General features: G+C 48.7%; 14 protein-coding genes. 3 read left to right on the top strand and 11 right to left on the bottom strand.

From position 1 onward, the window contains the following. Positions 1–91: 91 nt before the first annotated feature. A complete protein-coding gene (locus tag DWW91_RS12355) occupies positions 92–1036 on the top strand; it encodes an NADP-dependent oxidoreductase (protein WP_048316398.1) in 945 nt (314 codons plus the stop codon). A 35-nt stretch (positions 1037–1071) separates the two neighbouring features. On the opposite strand, the gene DWW91_RS12350 is transcribed toward DWW91_RS12355, so the two are convergent. From DWW91_RS12350 to DWW91_RS12315, 6 genes are all read right to left on the bottom strand, one after another. Further along, positions 1072–2010, bottom strand: coding sequence for a DUF1848 domain-containing protein (locus DWW91_RS12350; protein WP_122327904.1), 939 nt, complete (start codon positions 2008–2010; stop codon positions 1072–1074). A gap of 66 nt (positions 2011–2076) precedes the next feature. Further along, positions 2077–5181 carry a GLUG motif-containing protein gene (locus DWW91_RS27640; RefSeq protein ID WP_158599445.1) on the bottom strand — a complete coding sequence of 1035 codons (3105 nt, stop codon included), beginning with the start codon at positions 5179–5181 and terminating at the stop codon, positions 2077–2079. Positions 5182–5290: 109 nt separating this feature from the next. Further along, complete coding sequence (locus DWW91_RS12335) at positions 5291–6694, bottom strand: metallophosphoesterase (RefSeq protein ID WP_122327903.1); 1404 nt, start codon at positions 6692–6694, stop codon at positions 5291–5293. 100 nt (positions 6695–6794) lie between these two features. After that, on the bottom strand, positions 6795–10067 hold the full coding sequence (locus tag DWW91_RS28060; RefSeq protein WP_233584477.1) for an InlB B-repeat-containing protein: 3273 nt from the start codon (positions 10065–10067) through the stop codon (positions 6795–6797). Positions 10068–10227: 160 nt separating this feature from the next. Beyond that, a complete protein-coding gene (locus DWW91_RS12320) occupies positions 10228–11016 on the bottom strand; it encodes a DUF4469 domain-containing protein (RefSeq protein ID WP_122327902.1) in 789 nt (262 codons plus the stop codon). Positions 11017–11060: 44 nt separating this feature from the next. Then, entirely contained in the window at positions 11061–11258 is a 198-nt protein-coding gene (locus DWW91_RS12315; RefSeq protein ID WP_007653156.1) for a hypothetical protein, read from the bottom strand. A gap of 183 nt (positions 11259–11441) precedes the next feature. Between DWW91_RS12315 and DWW91_RS12310 the strand changes: the two genes are divergently transcribed. Together DWW91_RS12310 and DWW91_RS12305 are read left to right on the top strand one after the other, a co-directional pair. Further along, positions 11442–12992, top strand: coding sequence for an ATP-binding protein (locus DWW91_RS12310; RefSeq protein WP_122327901.1), 1551 nt, complete (start codon positions 11442–11444; stop codon positions 12990–12992). 58 nt (positions 12993–13050) lie between these two features. Then, on the top strand, positions 13051–13365 hold the full coding sequence (locus DWW91_RS12305; protein WP_010803712.1) for a nucleotidyltransferase domain-containing protein: 315 nt from the start codon (positions 13051–13053) through the stop codon (positions 13363–13365). Between the two features lie 228 nt (positions 13366–13593). Here the strand turns inward: DWW91_RS12305 and DWW91_RS12295 are convergent, their stop codons facing one another. The 5 genes from DWW91_RS12295 to DWW91_RS12275 all read right to left on the bottom strand — a co-directional run bounded on the left by DWW91_RS12295 (position 13594) and on the right by DWW91_RS12275 (position 20803). Beyond that, on the bottom strand, positions 13594–15417 hold the full coding sequence (locus tag DWW91_RS12295; RefSeq protein WP_122327981.1) for an AraC family transcriptional regulator: 1824 nt from the start codon (positions 15415–15417) through the stop codon (positions 13594–13596). Positions 15418–15509: 92 nt separating this feature from the next. Continuing rightward, on the bottom strand, positions 15510–17057 hold the full coding sequence (gene xylE, locus DWW91_RS12290) for a D-xylose transporter XylE (RefSeq protein WP_007653153.1): 1548 nt from the start codon (positions 17055–17057) through the stop codon (positions 15510–15512). 133 nt (positions 17058–17190) lie between these two features. Beyond that, positions 17191–18519 carry a xylose isomerase gene (gene xylA, locus DWW91_RS12285; protein WP_010803714.1) on the bottom strand — a complete coding sequence of 443 codons (1329 nt, stop codon included), beginning with the start codon at positions 18517–18519 and terminating at the stop codon, positions 17191–17193. 26 nt (positions 18520–18545) lie between these two features. After that, positions 18546–20051: a xylulokinase gene (locus DWW91_RS12280; protein WP_007653151.1), complete on the bottom strand. Its 1506-nt coding sequence runs from the start codon at positions 20049–20051 to the stop codon at positions 18546–18548. An 11-nt stretch (positions 20052–20062) separates the two neighbouring features. Then, the gene (locus DWW91_RS12275; protein WP_007653150.1) at positions 20063–20803 is read right to left on the bottom strand and encodes an NUDIX domain-containing protein; all 741 of its coding nucleotides are present in this window, start codon (positions 20801–20803) and stop codon (positions 20063–20065) included. Between the last annotated feature and the right edge of the window lie 200 nt (positions 20804–21003).

Genomic DNA, 21003 nt, shown 5'->3' with positions numbered 1-21003 from the left:
AACACCGTTTAAAGATTACTGAACAAATTCAAAACCCTTTCTAAGGCAGGCATGTTATTAAAACAGTGGTAAATGAAATAAAATCATTAATATGAAAGCATTAGTATTGAAACAGTTCGGCGGCACGGAGAATTTCTCTATGGAAGAGATTTCCGAACCTCAGGTAGGTAAAGGGGAAGTCCTGATACAAGTAAAGGCTATCGGCATCAATCCGGTAGATGTAAAAACACGTGCCGGAGGCGGACAGGCAGCGCAATACAAGGAAAACCAACCGATCGTAATCGGCTGGGACGTGGCCGGCATCGTCACCAAGGCGGCGGATGATGTCACCGGCTTTGCTGTAGGCGACGAAGTGTTCGGAACAATCAACTTTCCGGGGACGGGCGGCGCCTATGCGCAATACGCCCTCTGTCCGGCCGCTCAGATTGCCAAAAAGCCGGCTAATATCTCTTTTGAAGAGGCTGCCGCATCTACTTTATCTGCACTTACGGCCTGGCAGGCGCTGGTCGATACGGGACATATCAAGAAAGGAGATCAGGTTTTGATTCACGGAGGAGCTGGCGGCGTAGGTAATTATGCCATCCAGATAGCCAGGCACATAGGCTGCCATGTCATAACAACGGCGGGGACAGGAGATATGGATTTCGTAAAAAGTATCGGTGCGGATGAGGTAATCGATTACAAAAACCAGAAGTTTGAAGAGATGGTGAAAGACCTCGATTTCATACTCGACACGGTAGGCGGCGAAAACTTCGTCCGGTCGCTCCAGGTACTCAAACCCGACGGCATAATCGTTTTGTTACCTTCCAACAAGAAAGAAGAGGCCGACAAGGCCGCCCGGGAACATCACATCAAAAACTACCGGCATATACTGATGCATTCCGATGGAGAAGATATGCAACATATCGCCGCCATGCTGACCGACGGCAGTTTGAAAGTCCATATCGACAAAACCTTCCCCTTCAAGCAGATACCACAAGCTCATCAGGAGATGGAAAATGGCAAGGTGAAAGGGAAGATTGTGATAACGGTATAGTAAGAAAACAATCTGTGTCTGATAAAATATAAACTCTAAAACAGCGAAAGCTGATCATCCCTCAGGCTCTTCATCAGCCTGTCTTTTATCACATCCCCCGCTACAACATTACCGATCAGCATGGGAGAGTTTTTATCGTGCTTCCGATTGTTGAACCCGGCGGTATTGTAGTTACCCTTGATAGCATAGCAATAAATGCAGCCGTTCAGACAACTTTCGTAAGTGCCTATATCGATGCTTTCGATACAATTGCAGATATCCCGCTGGTTCTTGTCCTTCCTGGCGGAGATAGGATAGCCAATGATCTTTTCGATCAGTTTTTTATCCACACACAGGCCACTGGGTATTCCCAGATGGGTCAAGTCCACTTTCCTTGTGCACGTATCGAACTCGATAGACGGATACTGATCCATAGTTTGTTTGAAAGAAACGGCCATTTCTTCGATCTCTTCCTGCTTCAGAGGCTGTATGTCGAATTTGCTCACTTCGCCGCGAATATGCTGATAATGGTCGATAAAGCCGAGCATACACCGCTCCGTATGATCTTGGAGGCCATATGCTATCCCGGCAAATGCTTCTTTATGAAAAGAGGTGTCGTATTTCTTATTAGTCAATAAGGGATCGTATCGCCAAACGACCTTTTCCCGGCCTATCTTATCGGAAAGCCGTTTGAATATTTCGATACGTTCCTTCACCGCCGGTAAATGATTTTCCACATCTTCGCTATAAGGATTGAGGGTAAACTGAAAATAATAGTTGTAATCCTTTATCCCCTCCAGCTTGTCGATCATCCGGTTCGGATTCTTCGTCCAGAACACAAAACAATCCACTACCGCAGGGCTCAAATCGATCCTGCTGATCATTTTGGGATTGTACGGATTGGGTACCAATACATATTTCTCTTTAATCCTATTGAAGAACCATTCCGAATAGAAAGCGGGAATATCGGTTCGTCTACTTGCACTTATAATCATATACCTATAGGAACAAAAAACGTGCCACGTTTGTTGCTCCCATAGGTACCCGCAGGTACGACACAATCATTTAACTTTTACCGCCACCTTTCGTACCGTCGCCCCAACCTGTACGATATAGATCCCCGTCGGCAATTGCCGACGGATCAACCCCGGGGTTGATCGGAAGCTGTCGAGCAAGCGGCCTTCGGGCGTAAAGATGCGGACGGGCGACGTCGGCAGGCCTTCGGGCAGGCGGATGCAGAGACAGGCGTTTTCGCTCCATATCTCCGGCTCGGGGGTGGCGGCACGGATCGGCTCGTTGGCGACGGGCGGCGGGTTCAGCAGGATGCCGTCGATGTAGACTTCCACGTCGGTGCGCACGTACTTCAGCAGATAGGCACCGTCGGAGGTGCGGGGCTGAAGCGTTTCGCCGCGGCTGGTGGTGACTATGGGTTGCGACTGGCTGTAGGCCGTGTCAAGCGTGAGGTAGAAGCGGAAGGTGCTCCACGACTCTACGTCGTAAGTTCCGGCTACGGGATCAGTTACGGCACCTTCCACGCTGGGAAGGAAGACGGAGTAGTAAATCGGGGCAGGTGGCGGTGGAGGCGTGGGATCCTCGTAATTGAAGCGGGCACTCAGGTAGAGGTCGGCATCGGAGATCTGAATCGTGTTGCCGGAAAGAGTACGCAGATTGTCGGCACTGCTGCCGGAAAGGTACTCCGAGAAACGGTAATTAGGGCTTTCCGTATACGAAAGCGTCAAGAGGGTGCCGGAAACTATCTTGCTGCCGTCAGATAGTTCGTTTCCGTCTTTGCCTGTTACCTTCAGGGTTCCTCCGGTGGGAGAAACGATGTGAAGGATATGCTTCGGAAGGAAATAGGTGGCGGCATCGAGCAAGGGTTGCAGGGTGTAGCCTTCGCCGGTAGGCCAGGCGGTGTAAGAGTAAGAGGGGCCATCGCCTGTCTGCATCTTCAACTGCGGCAGGTGGGTGTTATCGCTTGTATCCCAACCATCGCCCCAGGAAAATATAGTACTAAAATTATCAAGATCGACATCCGGATCGCCGTTCACGTCGTCCCCGGCTCCATCGTTGACAACGCTGCCGTTCACCTGTATCCCGGGGGAGGCGTAGTTGCCGGTGAGAGTGGAATTACTTTCCTTATTACCAACTATCCGGTTACTATATGAGTCGCCTCCTGTTATCTGTCCATTGACGGCCAAACTGTTTGTGAGTGTGCCATTGTTCTGCAAATATCCGCAGATACCGCCGGCGTAATAGTATTTCGCTCCTGTTCCCGTTTCAACATCTCCCGTGGCATAGGTGTGGGAGATCGTTGAATTAGAACTACCATACCCAACAATACCACCAACATTAACTATACCTTTAGGTTCTACCTTTACATTTACATTTACAGTAGCATAGCAATTAGTAAGCGAACCATCAGGGGCAAGATATCCTACGATCCCACCGGCATAGATATTATTACCCTCTCCTGAAGAGCTTACCCCAATAGTGCCCTCTCCCACTACATAGCAGTTAAAGATGTTATGAGCGTACCCGGCTATTCCACCAGCATAAGCAGGACCACCCGTCGAATTTGCCTGTATCCCCGCATCCGCCAGACGGACACCGAGGTTACGGAGGATTCCGACAGGCGCACAACCAAACAAGCCGGCATAGGCACTCCCACTAACGGTTTCGCCCTTCATCACCTTCAGCCCGCTCACACAATGCCCCCGGCCGTCGAAATTACCATTGAAAGGATTAGTATCGCTCCCTATCGGCGTCCAATAATAGGCCGACAGGTCAATGTCGGCGGTGAGAGCGAAGTTCTTGCCGTTGTAGTCTTCTCCACTATTCACCTGCTTCGCCAAATAGGCCAGTTCGGCCCGGTTGGTTATCAGGTAGGGGTCATTGGCAGAGGCGAACTTTACGGCTATCAGGTAATCGGAGGCTACGGGCGGGGATTGGGGGGTGAAGCCTTCACCGGTAGGCCAGTCAGAGTAATTAGAGCCATCGCCTGTCTGCATCTTCAATTGCGGCAGGTGCGTGTTATCGCTTGTATCCCAACCATCACCCCAAGTCAATACAGAACCAAAGTTACCAAGATTGACACTTGGATTGCCATTCACGTCGTCCCCGGCTCCATCGTTGACAACGCTGCCGTTCACCTGTATCTCGGGGGAGGCGTAGTTGGCGTCGAGAGTGGCCTTACTCCCCTTTTCCCCAACTATCCGGTTACTGAATGAGTCGCCTCCTATTATCCGTCCATTGACGGCCAAACTGTTTGTGAGAGTGCCCTCGTTCAGCAAATATCCGCAGATACCGCCGACGTAACGGTTATAATCTCCTGTTTCCGTTTCAACATCTCCCGTGGCATAGGTGTGGGAGATCGTTGATTTATAACTACCAAACCCGACAATACCACCAACATAAACCACACCTGGTTCTACCTTTACATTTACAGTAGCATAACAATTAATAAGCGAACCATTATCGTCAAGATATCCTACGATCCCACCGGCATAGATATTATTACCCATTCCTGAAATGCTTGCCCCAATAGTGCCCTCTCCCACTACATAGCAGTTAAAGATATTATGAGCGTACCCGGCTATTCCACCGGCATAAGCAGAACCACCCGTCGAATTTGCCTGTATCCCCGCATCCGCCAGACGGACACCGAGGTTACGGAGGATTCCGACAGACGCATAACCGAACAAGCCGGCATAGGCAGCCCCACTAACGGTTTCGATCTTCATCACCTTCAGGCCGTTCACACAATGCCCCCGGCCATCGAAATTACCTTTGAAAGGATAAGTAGCGTTCCCTATCGGCGTCCAATCATAATCCGACAGGTCGATGTCGGCGGAGAGGGCGAAGTAATAGGATATAAAGCCTCCTGCTTGATATTTATCGGCCGGACCGATCGAATTGCCGTCACCATAACTGATAGACTGGTTGCTATTCACCTGCTGCGCAAAGTAGGCAAGCTCTTCGGCGGTGGCTATCTCGATGGCGTTGTCCCAGAATGAGCCGTTGCCACCGTCTTTGTTTGCTATCCGGTTTGCACAATGGTCGTTCCAGTTATCCTGCCCTGCCGCCATCGGGGCAAAGAGGCAGAGGAAGAACAGAGCCGCCAGAAGGCGGAAAACGGATTGCTGTTTTGTCTTTGTTGTTGTTTCCATACATGTAATTTTCTTTTTTGTTACGCCTTACAGGGCTATCGCTTTCATTATCGAACAGCCATTGTCGTTATTAGGCTTTCCCGCCCAATAACGACACGGCCGGAGCCAATCAAAAGTCTTTTGTTTCAAATTCTCTCAGTCCGCCGTCGTCGACGGTGAGATCGGCTGTTTTGCCATACGAGGTGGTCATTCTTAATTTGCATTCTCCGTTTTCTTCCACCAGCTCCAGGTCGATTACATTCAGATAGCGGTTGGTTTTGGACACCGCGCATCTATACCCTTCCAAACCGGAAGCATCCTGGGGAGAGAAATGTAATTCTTCTTTAACCATTCTACTTTCGTGAATATGACCGAAGAAAGCATGTGTAGGACACTTATATTTATTATTAATCAAATAGTTTAATTGATATCTCGCATCTTTAGGCCACCATCTGTAAAAGTTATTCGATGTTTCGAGCCTTTCACTCTCATAATTGATATGGAAGAACAACAAAACTATTCTGTCATTGCAGGAAGATTGCATTCCTAATGAAGCAAGATAAACACCCAGAAAACCCACCGAGTCATAGCAGTAAGTACCTTTTTTATGACTACCGCTAGTATCTACGGCATCTTTTACATTGTCACTTCCGGGCACATTGTTGAGCATAATACATTCAACAGACTTTTGCTTCAACTCTCCGTTCGACATTCTTTTCTGCAGGAATACTTTCCATGCATAGTGATATCCCTTATTCTCTGCTTTGTCCGAGTTGTATTTATCACAGTATCCGAACGCATTCCATTCCTTTCTTCTCATGTCATTGCGCTTTTTGATCTCCTTCTTCACATCTTTCGCTCCGACACCCGTCCAAAGGTCATGGTTGCCAAATCCATCAGCCACCGGGATATTCTTCAACTCCAACGGGTCTATGAAGTTTTTCCATATATCATTGTCTTTCGATTCGGTCGGATTGTGAAGCAAGTCGCCCGTCATGACAAGAAATTCGGGACGGTTGCGCAGTCTGTTTATTTCATTTACCACATTAACCTGATTGCCGGTATTGCCATTTTCTTCGCATCCGTAGTGATAATCAGTCATAACGCCGATACGGCGTTTAGAGGTTCTGAACATTTCAAAGCGGTAGCAGCTTCTCTTATCTTTCATTTTCTCACCGCCAAGCGTATCCAAACCTCTTCCATAAGTTACCAGAATGACACAATCGTTTATACCTCCCGAATAATAATAGGACCAATTTCGTGTACCATTAGTAGCATCGTTCAAATCGAATTCCTTTGAACCAAAGTTTTCACTTTTGCCATCAATCGTGATAGTTACTCTGAAATATCCATGAACTTTTCCACTCGCCATTTCCAGTCGAGTACTACTCAAATAACACTTCTCGGTCAACACAGGATTTACCCATTGAGGATATTTCCCATGTTCCCAGTCCTTTTTATTACAAAAATCAACAGTTACATCAACTTTGTCGAATGCTCTGTTAGCAAATTCCAAATATGCTCCTTGACTCATGATTTCTAAAATTTAAGTTATTAATAAAACTATTCTATCCAATTGGCCCGTTTTCGTATATCCTCCTTTATTGACGGGCAAGATTAATAAATATATTCTTTTAGCGTATTGCCACTTTTCGCACCGTCGCCCCCACCTGTACGATATAGATCCCCGTCGGCAATTGCCGACGGTTCAACCCCGGGGTTGAACGGAAGCTGTCGAGCAGGCGGCCTTCGGGCGTAAAGATGCGGACGAGCGACGTCGGCAGGCCTTCGGACAGGCGGATGCAGAGGCAGGCGTCTTCGCTCCATATCTCAGGCTCGGGGGCGGCGGCACGGATCGGTTCGTTGGCTACCGGGTTGTTCTTCTCGATGCCGTCGATGTAGACTTCCACGTCGGTGCACACGTACTTCAGCAGGTAGGCACCGTCGGAGGTGCGGGGCGTAAGCGTTTCGCCGCGGCTGGTGGTGACTACGGGTTGCGACTGGCTGTAAGCCGTGTCAAGCGTGAGGTAGAAGCGGAAGGTGCTCCCCGATTCTACGTCGTAATCGCCTGCCACGGGGTCGGTCACCTTGCCCTCTACAAAGGGCAAGGTGACTGTGTAGTAGACCGTTGGCTCGGGTTCGGGCACTGGCACCGCCTCCCACCGGGCATAGAGAGTTTGCGGCTCGGCGCTGGTTTCTACTTTTGTTTCGCCAGAGGGAGCGTCGTACCAACCCTGGAAGGTGTAGCCCGAACGGGTGAAGATATCGCTAGGGAGCGTTTCGCCTTGAAGGATATATCTTTCATCAACAGCAGGGGATGCCGGATAGTTGGCATCGAAAGTGATGTAATGGTACGGAAAATGACCCTTGACGGGATTGCCTGTAAGGGTTCCTTTGTTGTAGATAATGCCTTCGTTATTGATAGTGCCTTCGTTATCGATAGTGCCGCTATTCGTAAGAGTTACACCCGCGTCGATGATAAAGGTTTGGCCTTCGGCAATAATGACCTCTGCCCCCTTAGGGATTTCGGCGTCGCCGCCCAGGGTAAAGTCGCTGCCTACCAGTTTGGAGTATTCCTGCGAGAAGTTACCGGCATCGTCTTGCGAGCCGTAGATAAGGAAGCCACTATCGTGGTGGAGATTGCCGCTTATGCCGCTTGCTGCACCTTTGCCATCGATGGCGACAACGAAGGCATTTTTATAGATAGACAAACTTTCCAGACCTTGTATACCGGCACAACCGTTTCCTCCTGTAACTGTCAGGGAGCCGGAGCCGGCAAAGGTTATATTATTACCGTTTAAGTTTATCCCACCCCCACTGGTAGACGTTAGTCTATTTGTTCCTTGCAAGGTAAGATTATAATTAGCCAGCTGCCCGTCACTTATACCCCTAAACACCAAAGCTTCATCAGTCACAATATTCAAGTCTTCAATAGTCAGATAGAAGCTCGCATACTGCGCAATTACAATCCCGCATCCGACAGCGTTATCCTTATTTCTGCCTTTGATTAAGACATCGCCAATTGTTCCGCTAATGGTTAGCAATTTCTCCGTGCCATCATAGCTAAAAGTTACACCACCACCGAAATTGGAAACATCGAACCCCTCATTTCCCCCTATATTAAGGGATGTGTTGCTTTCAACGGTGCCGGTGCCGCTTAACGTGCCGTTGTTGGTGAAGGTGCCTTCGTTGGTGAGGGCGCCGTTGTTTTCGAGAGTGCCGTTGTTCGTAAGAGTTACACCCGGGGCGATGGTAAAGGTTTGCCCGGCGGCAATAGTGACCGTTGCCCCCTTGGGGATTTCGGCGTCGCCGCCCAGGGTAAAGTCGCTGCCTATCAGTTTGGAGTATTCCTGCGAGAAGTTACCGGTATCGTCTTGCGAGCCGTAGATAAGGAGGCCACTATCGTGCTGGAGAGAGCCGCTTATGCCGCTTGTTGCACCTTTGCCATCGATGGCGACAACGAAGACATTTTCATTGATACACAAACTTTCCAGACCTTGTATACCGGCACAACCGTTTCCTCCTGTAACTGTCAGGGAGCCGGAGCCGGCAAAGGTTATATTATTACCGTTTAAGTTTATCCCACCCCCACTGGTAGACGTTAGTCTATTTGTTCCTTGCAAGGTAAGATTATACTGCAACAGAATCCCGTCACTTCTACCCCTATACACCAAAGCTTCAGCAGCTTCAATATTCAAGTCTTCAATGGTCAGTGTGGGGCTCGCACCCTGCGCAATTACAATCCCGCATCCGACAGCTTTATCCTTATTTCTGCCTTTGATTAAGACTCTGTCACTTCCGCTAATGGTAAGCAATTTCTCCGTGCCATTATAGCTAAAAGTTGCTCCACCATCGGTATTAATTACATCGAACCCATCTTTCCCCCCTATATTAAGGGATGTGTTGCTTTCAACGGTGCCGGTACCGCTGAACGTGCCGTTGTTGGTGAGGGTTCCCTTGTTGGTGAGGACGCCGTTGTTAGTCAGAGTGATGCCATCGACGATGGTAAAGGTTTGGTTGTCGGCAATAGTGACCGTTGCCCAATCGGGGATTTCGGCGTTGCTCTCCAATGTGATGTCGCCTACCAGGTCGGAAGAGGCCCACACGATGGAGCCATCGGACTCTTGCTCGCCCCGGATAAACAGGCCTTTCGTATGATTCTCTATCTGGGTAGTCGTCGCAATGACCTCATCATCATCCGTCCCGTCGATGGCTATGACAAAGGCGTTTCCTGCGATGGTAGTAGAATTGGAGGAGGTACCGCCATATATGCCGGGAGCCGGATTTTTGCCGCCACTGCCGATGGCGGTTACCGTGCCTCCAAAGATCTGAATCGTCATGCCCTCTTGAGGATCGCTTACACCGATACCGGGCGCACCTGCCCCGCCTTCGGCACGGATGATGCCACCATCTATGGTCAGATATCCTCCACCACCACCGATCCCTGCCCCTCCGGGAGTATCGCCGGTTCCTTTTGCCCCTATGGCAGTCAGGGAGCCGCTTCCTCGTAAGGAGAGAGGGCCTTTGACCTCTATCCCGGCAGTTCCCGACGAGCCTGTCGAAACAAACCGGTTCGTTCCTTCTATTGTGATAGAACAGTTAAACACCCCCTTTATTTTCAGAGGCACCCCTTCTCTTTCGATACTCAGGTCTTTTATTGTCACTTGGAAATGGATGCTTTGAGATTCTATTTCAATCCCCCAGCCGGTAGAAGTTCCATCCCCCTCAATGGTTACCTTATCACTACCTTCAATGGAAAGTACTTTATTTTCTTTATCGTAGGAAATATTAGCATTAATCCTATCGGTAACCTTAAAAGGACAGTCGTCCTTTTGTGCCGCCGCCCCGTTTACTCCGAAAAGCAGGAAGGCTATAATCAGAAATATATAAGATGTAACATGTTTCATAAGTGATATCATTTTAGCTTGTTTGTGAATACCGGAAGAGCCGTTTGCCTACCGGGTGAAATCGAAGCGGTCGGTTCGACGCCATCGAAAAGGACGCTTCGACGCCATCGAATCGGGCGGTTCGACAGCATCGAACAGATCCTTGCCCTGCGAAAGAGGTTTACTCGATCTCCGGACGGTCGTCACCGCCGCCGCCGCTCGTGCCGCCCACCACCAGCGGAATGGCATACGTAAGGGTACGCGATTGCTTGAGCTGGGTGCTGTTGGTGCTGAACCAGGTTTCGAGCGTAAGCTGGTAGCTGCCCTTGGCCAGGTCGGCAGGAATGTTGAACATCAGTCGTTTGGGATCGTTGATAGCCAGCAGCGTGATGGTGGCGGCCACGCTCTGGTCGGTGGTGTTGACCAGCGTGAGCAAGCCCAGCCCCGTGCCGTCGGCATTGACACTGCGTATCTTCGAGCCTGTGACATCGAGGATGCCGCCGGGGGTGACGGTTCCGTCGGTCTTGCCCGTGGTGACGTCTTTCACCAGGCTGATGTTGGCGCCGCCCATGTCGCGCACGACACCCGAAAATTCGAGCGCCACCTGATCCGTTTCGGCACGCAGGGCGGCAGTGGCGATCATGTTGATAACTGCCTTATTCTTCGCCGGGTCTACCACGCCTGTCTTTCCGAGGAAGAGGCCGAGGATGCCGGGTGAATACTGCACGTTGTCGGTTACTACAATGTTGTTGCCACAGGCAAGCTGGCGGATTTTCGCTTCCACGAGCTTGGTGATGTTCACGATCGTGTCGATGCGGTATTCGGTGCGTTCTTCAGCGATCAAACGCGCCACATCGGCCATGTAGAAGGTTTGGATGGGTTTCACCTTAGCGGCGAAGTCTTCCTTCACGTCTTTTGTCATCAGGTACTCTTCGAGATCGAATTTCCACACGTACTTTTTTGTTGCCATGGTAATTTGTTTTAAATATTATTACTAGCGATCATTCTGTTTGTTTATTCCTTTTCGTGTTCGTCGAGGATGCGTTGCGCTTCTTTCATCTCGTAATAGAGCCGGCACGCCAGCACGATCAGCACGACCGTCAGCAGGCTCAGCACCGCCACACCTACCCAAAAATACCCTGAATCGTAATAACCGACGAACCAGTCGGGCACGGCGGTATTCCTCTCATCGATGTGTTGCATTCCTATCATATGCTTTATTTTTATGCCGCAAGGTGAAGAAAAAAGGGGAGAATGTTGTAACATTTTGCAAAATGCGACAAAATAGTGGGGGAAAAAACGTGCCGGGGGAAGAATATGCGGGAAGACTGAAGGGGATTACGAGGGGAAAATGTATCTTTGTAACTGTGAAATCCTAAAAACCCGTCAAAGATCATGAGCGTAAAATATCCTATCGGAATACAGAACTTCGAGAAACTCCGCAAAGACGGATATATCTATGTCGACAAAACGGCTTTAATGTATCAGTTGGTAGATCGTGGCAGTTACTACTTCCTCAGCCGCCCGCGCCGTTTCGGCAAAAGCCTGCTGATCTCCACCCTCGAAGCCTACTTCGAAGGCAAGCGCGAACTGTTCGAAGGGCTGGCGGTAGAAAAGCTGGAAAAAGACTGGGTGAAACGGCCGGTGTTGCATCTGGATCTGAACACCGAAAAGTATGAAGACCCGGAAAGCCTCGAAAATATACTGAATGACACGCTCTGCTACTGGGAAAGAATCTACGGAACGGAACCTTCGGAAACGTCCCTGCCGCTTCGCTTCAAAGGTATCATCCGACGTGCCCATGAACAAACAGGACATCGCGTGGCTATCCTGGTCGACGAATACGACAAACCGATGTTGCAGGCTATCGGCAATGAAGAATTGCAAAAGTCGTTCCGCAGCATCTTGCAGGCTTTTTATTCCGTGATCAAAACGATGGACGGGAGCATCAAATTCGCTTTCTTAACGGGCGTCACCAAGTTCGGTAAGATAAGCGTGTTCAGCGCACTCAATAACCTGAACGACCTGTCGATGTGGGATGAATACGTTGCGCTCTGCGGCATCACCGAACAGGAGTTGCACGACAACTTTGAAGAGGGTATCAACAAGTTGGCACAGGCACAAGGCATGACTTACGATGAAGTATGCTCCGAACTGAAAGAGTGCTACGACGGCTATCATTTTGTGGAAAACTCCATTGGCATCTACAATCCTTTCAGCCTGCTGAACACTTTTGCCAAGCAAAAATTCGGCAACTACTGGTTCGAAACCGGTACGCCGACCTATCTGGTGGAGCTGCTGAAAATGCATAATTACGACCTCCACAACATAGAGAATGTAGAAACCGACGAAGATACGCTCAACAGCATCGACTCGTCTTCGACCAACCCGATACCGGTGATTTACCAGAGCGGCTACCTGACGATCAAGGACTACGACCGCGAGTTCGGCACGTACTACCTGGGTTTCCCCAACCGCGAAGTGGATGAAGGGTTTATGAAGTTCCTGCTGCCTTTCTACACCGATACCGACAAGGTGAACGTTGCTTTCCATATCAACAAATTCGTTCGCGAAGTGCGCAGCGGCGATTACGACGCTTTCTTCCGCCGCCTGCAATCCTTCTTTGCCGACACGCCTTACGAGTTGGTGCGCGACCTGGAACTGCATTACCAGAACGTGCTGTTCATCGTCTACAAGCTGATCGGTTTCTATGTAAAGGCGGAATACCATACTTCGCAAGGGCGTATCGACCTGCTGCTGCAAACGGACAAGTTCATCTATGTAATGGAGTTCAAATTCGAGGGAACCGCCGAGGAAGCTCTCCGGCAGATCAATGAAAAGAATTATGCCCTCCCCTTCGCCTCCGACCCGCGCAAGCTGTTCAAGATCGGTATCAATTTTAGCAATGAGATGCGGAATATCGAGCAGTGGGTGGTAGAAAAATAAGAGAAACGCGAGCAGAAAGAGAAATATTAAGAATCAAAATTAAAGAAAGGAGTTACAGATGAAACGACCTGAAGTAGTAAAAACGTTGAAAGAGATTATACATCGTATTGCCCCGACTGCGACTGCCATCCTATACGGAAGCGAAGCGCGTGGCGATGCACGTTCCGACAGTGATATCGATCTGTTAATCCTGGTCGATAAAGAGAGTCTGACACTAAAAGAGGAACGGGAAATTACTTATCCTCTTTATGATGTAGAATTCAATACCGGGGTAATGATCAACCCGATGGTTGTCACCCGTAAAAAATGGGAAGAACTCAAAGCACGGTCTATGTTTTATTATAATGTAATGAAAGAAGGGATCGTATTATGAAGCACATACACACAATGGCGTTCGTCATATACTGGGTAAGGAATTTGTACTTCCCGGCCTGTTACCACGTGAATTAAGCAAGTTTTATACTGATATTTTCAATAAACGGCAGAACAGCGACTACGAAGATTTTGTCAACTACACTTCAGAAGATATCGATTTTCTGTATCCTCAGGCAGTGTCTTTCATAGATGCTATTGAAAAACTTATCAAACAATAATTTCCTCCCTACCCCCTATTCTTCCTGAAAGAAGCCGGGCTAAGCCCTGTTTGTGCCTTGAAGGCGCGGTAGAAGGTTTGGCGGGTGGAGAAGCCGGAGTCGAAGGCGATGGTTTCGAGCGAAAGGTTGTCGTTGGCCGGATCGGAAAGCAGCAGGATGGCCTGACGAACCCGGCATTCGTTGATATATGCGGAGAATGGTTTGCCGTGGACGGTATTTACAGCTTTCGAGATCATGTTACGGTGAACACCCATGCGTTGCGACAGGGTTTCGAGATCGAGATCCGGGTCGAGGTAGATATGCTCTTCGTCGGTCAGGCGGCCGAGATTTTCCATCAGGGTCCTGTCGGTAGCATCTGCCTCTGCCGGAGGCACGACAGCCGGGACCTGCTCCGCCCATTCACGGCTACGGGCAACCAGCCTGCGGTAAGCCTGATGCTTTTTCCGGTAAAGAACGGAGATGATAAGCAAGGCGACAAAGATTACCCCCGCCGTCACACCCATACTGACCGAAACGTGCCAGAAGGTAACGAGCTGCGCCTCCTTACGGGCACGCTCCGACTCGAATAACTCCTGTTTGGCGCGGAGAACCAGCAGGCCACTGTACTTTTCGTCCTGCCGACGATTTGCCACCGTCGTCGAGTCCATATAAGCGATCGAACGTTCCCGGTCGCCGATGCGGGCATAATAGCGAGCCATCACCGGATAAAGGTCGCACGAACGGTACGACATCACCCAGGGCCATTGTTCGATATGGTAAAGGGTACTGTCGATCATTGCCTTGCAACTATCCGGCTTGCCTGTTTCCAGATAACAGTCTGCCAGCCCGACATAGATACCCGAGGTAAAGCTATGATCGCCCTCCGCCTGCGAAAAGGGTAAGGCGCCTTTGTGCAGTTCCAACGCTTCGCGGTACAAACCACGTTTGCGATAGTTGGAGGCCAGGTTGCTCAAGGCGATGCAGTCGAACATGGGACGCAGCTTGACACGGTCTTTACATTCGAGCATGGAGCGAAAATAGTAGTCGGAAGTATCCAGTTCGCCGATACTACGGTAATAAAGCCCCAGTGCGTTGCGTGCCTGAAGGTTATAGAGATTGTAATAGCGGGAAACAGGGGTATTCTGTAAAGCGGATTTCAGGTAAGGGATAGCGTTCTCGTAATCGCGAAAGTCGAAATAAAGGCGACCCAGGTCGTACCAGATGTTTTTCTCTTCCGCGGGATCGATATCACCGCCGACCACTTCCAGGCGTTTGGCAATACGTTCGGCACAGAGGAAAGCGGCGTAATATTGTTCATGCAGATACAGTCTGCGAAGAATATAGATGAGCGCTCTCATTTCCATGGAAGGATCATTGCGGGCAACAGATTTATCGGCAAGAGCATAAAAGACCTTTACTTTCTTAGCGCGCTTTTCCGGCGTATTATCGGGAAGAGCAATCGCTTCGCCGTATTCCAGTTCGCGTCGGAGGATGCTCCCTCCGATCCGTTCGACTGTTTCGCGCATCCGGAGAAATTCATCATGGCGGTCGGCATCTTCGGGGATGGCGTCGATGGCTTCTTCGTAATAGCGTTGCATCATATCCGCTATCGCTTCGTAGCCGACTTTAGCACAAAGGGCCAGGAGGCTATCGCGATCGGGGATTTTCGTTTCGTTGTTTTCCGGAAGATAGATGCTGTCGGCTGCACGGGCCTTCATTTCAGGGATATAACGCAGATCGGAAACGAATTGATCCTGAAAAAGAGTATCGGCCTTACTCTCTACTGCTCCGAGGGCAACAGAAAGTAAAAGGCCGATACCAATTAGTATATGTATTGCTTTACTTGTATGCATTCCGTTCTCTTTTAAGATTAACTGGAAATGCAAATATAAGGTTTTTTAGTTAGGCACAAACATGGAAGGCCGGAAAATCAATCATTCTATTATTACCTTTTCCAGTATTGTTCCATCTGTTCCAATGTCTTACCTTTCGTTTCGGGAACGAATTTCCAGATAAAGGCAGCGGCCAAGATACCCATCAGGCCGTAAATCCAGTAAGCGACACCGTGATTAAACGTTTCCGTCAGGTACTGGTTCTTGTCAAGCATCGGGAAAGTCCACGATACGAGGAAGTTGGCAATCCACTGTCCGGCAACGGCAATACTCATCACCGTCGAACGGATCGAGTTCGGGAAGATTTCCGCCAGCAATACCCAGCAAACAGGTCCCCATGACATAGCGAAACCGGCAGTATACACCAGCATACAAACCAACGAGCCTATGCCGACAGAGTGTGTATAGAATGTTGTTCCCAGGATAATCATGGAAACAGCCATCACCAACGCACCGATAATCATCAACGGACGGCGGCCGAACTTATCGACCGTAAAGATGGCGAGCACGGTAAACGACAGGTTCACGGCACCGACAACGATCTGCTGCAACAAAGCAGCATCTGTAGCAGCTCCCATCGTCTTAAATATCTCCGGTGCATAATAAAGCACCACGTTGATACCGACAAACTGCTGGAATCCGGACAGCAAAATACCTACCATAATAATAAGTACCCCGTAAGAACGAATCGGGAATGCCAGCGAAACGAAGAAACTGCCGATCAGGGCAATCTCCAGGGCACTTGTATTTCCCGCCAGTTCCAAAGCTCCGTAGGCCAACAGGAACAAAACGAGCCATGCTCCCATAAAACGGAAGTAAGGACGCATGGAGGGTGCCTTTTCCTTGAAACTTTCTTTTATGTCGACCAGTTCTTTCGCCGCTTCGTCTTTTCCCATCAGACGATCGAGAATGGTCAATGCTTTTTCCGTCTTTCCGCGCATCACCAGGTAACGGGGCGTTTCAGGAACAAACATCAGCAGGGTAAAGAAGAATACGGCAGGAATAATTTCAGAAGCGAACATCCATCTCCATCCAACCGTGTGCAACCAGGAAGCATCGCCCTGCAACGCAATCGTATAATTCACAAAATAAACGACCAGCATACCGAAGATGATCGCAAACTGGTTCCACGAAACCAGGTTACCACGACGGTCTGCCGGAGCAACCTCGGCAATGTACATCGGCGAAACCATCGAAGCCAAACCGACCCCGATACCGCCAAGAATACGGTAAGCCACAAATAAATACATGTAAGTATGATCTCCGCTTCCAGGTAATCCCAGACCGAATTCGGGCCAGGCCGAACCGATAGCCGAAAGCAAGAAAAGAATAGACGCCACGATCAACGTCGGCTTACGTCCGTAACGCTGGCTGACCCACCCGGCAAAAGAGGCACCCAGGATACAACCGATCAGCGCACTGCTGACAACAAACCCTTCCAGAGAATTGGCCTGGTCGAGCGGTAATCCGTAAGGTTCAATAAAAAATTTCCGTAGTGATTCTACTGTTCCGGAGATAACTGCCGTGTCATATCCGAATAATAACCCTCCGAGGGTAGCAACGAGGGTAATACCAAAAATATAACTGTTGTTGTTTTTCATGTTTACCAGATTAAGAGTAACTTTTCCCCTCTCGAGAGGGGGCAGGGGGTGTGTTAATGCCAGTTATAAGACTAAATTTAACACACCCCTTAATCCCCTCTCCAGAGGGGAAAGAGTTACTCCTTGTAACTAATTATATATATAAATTGAGAATCATCTCATATAACTCCTGCTTACCGCTGATCTGTTTCGGTTCTCCGTCGCGGAGAGCGATCGTACGCAGGTCTTCCAGGGTAAGTTTACCGTCTTCAAAGGCTTTACCGTCGCCACCATCGAAGCTGGCATAACGTTCGGCACGCATCTTGGTGTAATCAGACTGTTCAATAATAGCGGCTGCACACATCAGAGCACGGGCAAACGCATCCATACCACCGATATGAGCCAGGAAGATATCATCCAGGTCGGTTGAGTTACGACGAGTCTTTGCGTCGAAGTTCGTACCTCCGGTTGTCAGACCGCCACCCTGAAGGATGACCAGCCATGCCTGAGTCAGTTCGTAAATATCCATCGGGAACTGGTCGGTATCCCAGCCATTCTGATAGTCGCCGCGGTTTGCATCGATACTGCACAACATGCCGGCATCCACAGCAGCCTGCAATTCGTGTTCGAATGTATGTCCGGCCAGAGTCGCGTGGTTCACCTCGATATTCAAAGCGAAATCTTTATCCAGGCCATAGTGGCGCAGGAAGCCGATAACCGTTTCCGAGTCTACGTCGTACTGATGTTTTGTCGGTTCCATCGGTTTCGGTTCGATCAGGAACGTGCCTTTGAAACCATTCTTGCGGCCATAGTCACGTGCCATGGTAAGCATCATAGCCAGATGGTCTTTTTCACGTTTCATATCTGTATTCAGCAAGGTCATATAACCTTCACGACCACCCCAGAATACATAGTTCTCGCCACCTAAAGCGATACAAGCGTCGATAGCATTCTTAATCTGTGTTCCGGCACAAGCCAGTGCAGGGAAGTAAGGATTGGTTGCAGCACCGTTCATATAACGTTTGTTACTGAATACGTTGGCGGTAGACCATAACAGTTTCTTTCCGGTTGCCTGTTGCAAGCCTTTGGCATGTTCCACCATTGTCTGCAAGTCTTTCTCAAACTGAACCAGTGTAGGAGCTTCGTCCACCACATCCACATCGTGGAAACAGTAATAAGGAATGCTACATTTAGTCATGAATTCGAAAGCTGCATCCATCTTATATTTGGCACGGCTGATCGGGTCGGAAGCTGCATTCCAGGGGAATGATTTTGTTCCTCCGCCAAACTGGTCACCGCCTTCGGCACATAATGTATGCCAGTAAGCCATCGCAAAACGAAGATGGTCTTTCAATGTTTTACCCATTACCACCTTGTTTTCATCATAATAATGAAATGCCATCGGATTCTTTGAATCGCGTCCTTCAAACTGAATCTTTCCTATTCCCGGGAAGAATTCTTTTTCACCTTTATAAAAGTCCATGAAATTAATTGTTTTAATGATTTATATTACATTGGTATGTTATTCTCACACATCAGCTTATCCAGCCGTTCTTTCCATATGCTGTAAGCTGCACAATATTTATCCGCCTTCAGGCCGTCGGGTTCAATCACATCTATCTTCTTCAAGGAGGCAAATGCTTCCTCGGCCGACTGATAGATACTGGCACCGATACCAGCTCCCTTGGCAGCACCTACGGCACCGTTTGTATCGAACAGCTCGATCACCGTTCCGGTCACACCCGACAAAGTATCACGGAAGACCGGGCTCAGGAACATATTGGCACTACCGGCACGGATTACATCTATATCGATTCCCATCTCGTTCATGATATCCATTCCGTATTTGAAAGAGAACACGATGCCCTCCTGTGCAGCACGGGCAATATGGGCTTTGCTATGAATATTAAAATTCAGGCCGTGTATCGAACAATCGATCTGCTTATTCTGCAACATACGTTCAGCACCATTACCAAACGGCAGAATGGACAGTCCTTCCGATCCGACAGGGATACCGGCGGCCAGTTCGTTCAACTCCGGATAACTGATTCCTTCGGGCGCCACATTCTTCTTCACCCAGGAATTCAGAATGCCTACCCCGTTGATACAAAGTAATACGCCCAACCTTGTCTGATCCGCAGAATGGTTTACATGGGCAAAGGTATTTACCCGCGACAAGGTATCGAAATTCACTTTTCCGTTTACACCATACACCACACCGGAAGTACCACCAGTTGCAGCAATCTCACCCGGATTCAATACGTTCAGCGACAAAGCATTGTTTGGCTGGTCACCGGCACGGTAAGTCACAGGTGTCCCCTTCTTCAACCCCAGTTCTGTTGCAACGGAACCGAGCAGTTCCCCCTGCAAACCGAATGTCGGACGTATCTCAGGTATCAGGTCGTTGCTGAATCCGAAATAGTTCATCAGGTCTTCAGAAACCTGTTCGTTCTTAAAGTCCCAGAAGATACCTTCCGACAAACCGGATACGGTTGTTACGATATCCCCTGTCATCCGCATGGCGATAAAATCACCCGGCAGCATGAACTTATGAACGGAACGGAATAACTCCGGTTCAAACTCTTTTACCCAGGCAAGTTTGGATGCGGTAAAGTTACCCGGCGAATTCAACAGGTGGGACAAGCATTGCTTCTCCCCTATATTTTTAAACGCACGGTCTCCATAAGGTACGGCACGGCTGTCACACCAGATGATAGAAGGGCGCAACACCTCCATTTTCTTATCGACCAGCACAAGTCCGTGCATCTGGTAAGAGATACCGATCGCTTTGATATCGGTTCCCTGAATACCGGCTTTCGCAATCGCTCCTTTAATGGCTTCTTTCAGATACTTCCACCAATCATCCGGTTCCTGTTCCGCCCAACCGGGTTTTACAGCTTTAATAGGCGCTTCCTCTTTCGGATAGAAATCCGCCCCGATAGTTAATCCCGAACTGGCATCTACAATCGAGGCCTTCACAGAAGAACTACCTATGTCACAACCTAACAAATACATATCTTTACTGATTAATTCTTATTAAATTTCGAATGCAACTTATTATACTTCACTTTGTCGAAACGATAATAGCGGGCGGCACGGTGGGCAACTCCTGTTTCGATCTCGTCGGTCTGTACGATATATTCCAGCGACCCCATTTTCTTATGGAAGTTACGGACATCCATTTCCTTATTATATATGATCTCGTACGTACGACGCAACTGATAGGCTGTAAATTTCAAAGGCAGGTAATCGAAAATGATGGATGGCTCCTTTTCAACCCACTCACGTATTTCCTCCACAGCGGCCTCGATGATTTCTTTATGGTCGAACGGCAAAGAAGGCAGTGCGTCGACAGGAAACCAGGCCAGTGAATTATATTTATTGGTCGGGTTCGACTTCCGTCCGATCTTACTCAATGCCAGATAAGCTACGGTTACGATCCGTTCGATCTTCAGCTTCATGGCGTTTTCCAGCCACTGCATATCATCTTTGTTTTTTGTACGCGAGGGAGAGCCAAAACTGCGGAATTGTTTTAAAGGAACGCGTTTCAAACCTGTAGCCTCATTAAATACACGATGAGCTGCCGTATCCAGATCTTCATTTTCAAAAATCAGACTTCCGGGAAGCTTGTAACGTTTCTCATCGCTATTGTCCATTTGCCGTTCTATAAGCAGCACGCATAGTTTATCTTCGTTTACGCCCAGCAGCACGCAATCAACAGACACATGCGAGTAAAGCATCTTGTTATTTTCCATATGTGTTTCCATAATATTACGTTAAACAGTTGCAAATATAAACATTTATCCAATATACAAAACACACAGAATCATTTTTTCAATATTTATAACAGCTTATTTATCTGACAATTTACTATCTTACCTCATACAATAACATTTATCCCCCATAATGTAAACAAAACAATATTGAGATAAACCGTTGATCTTTCTCTTTTTAACATGCTTTATCT

Origin of the sequence: Parabacteroides sp. AF17-3 (genome assembly GCF_003635445.1) — a bacterium.
GTDB lineage: Bacteria > Bacteroidota > Bacteroidia > Bacteroidales > Tannerellaceae > Parabacteroides > Parabacteroides goldsteinii.
The sequence above is the reverse complement of the archived record's forward strand: the minus strand, read 5'-3'. Positions and strand labels throughout refer to the sequence as shown.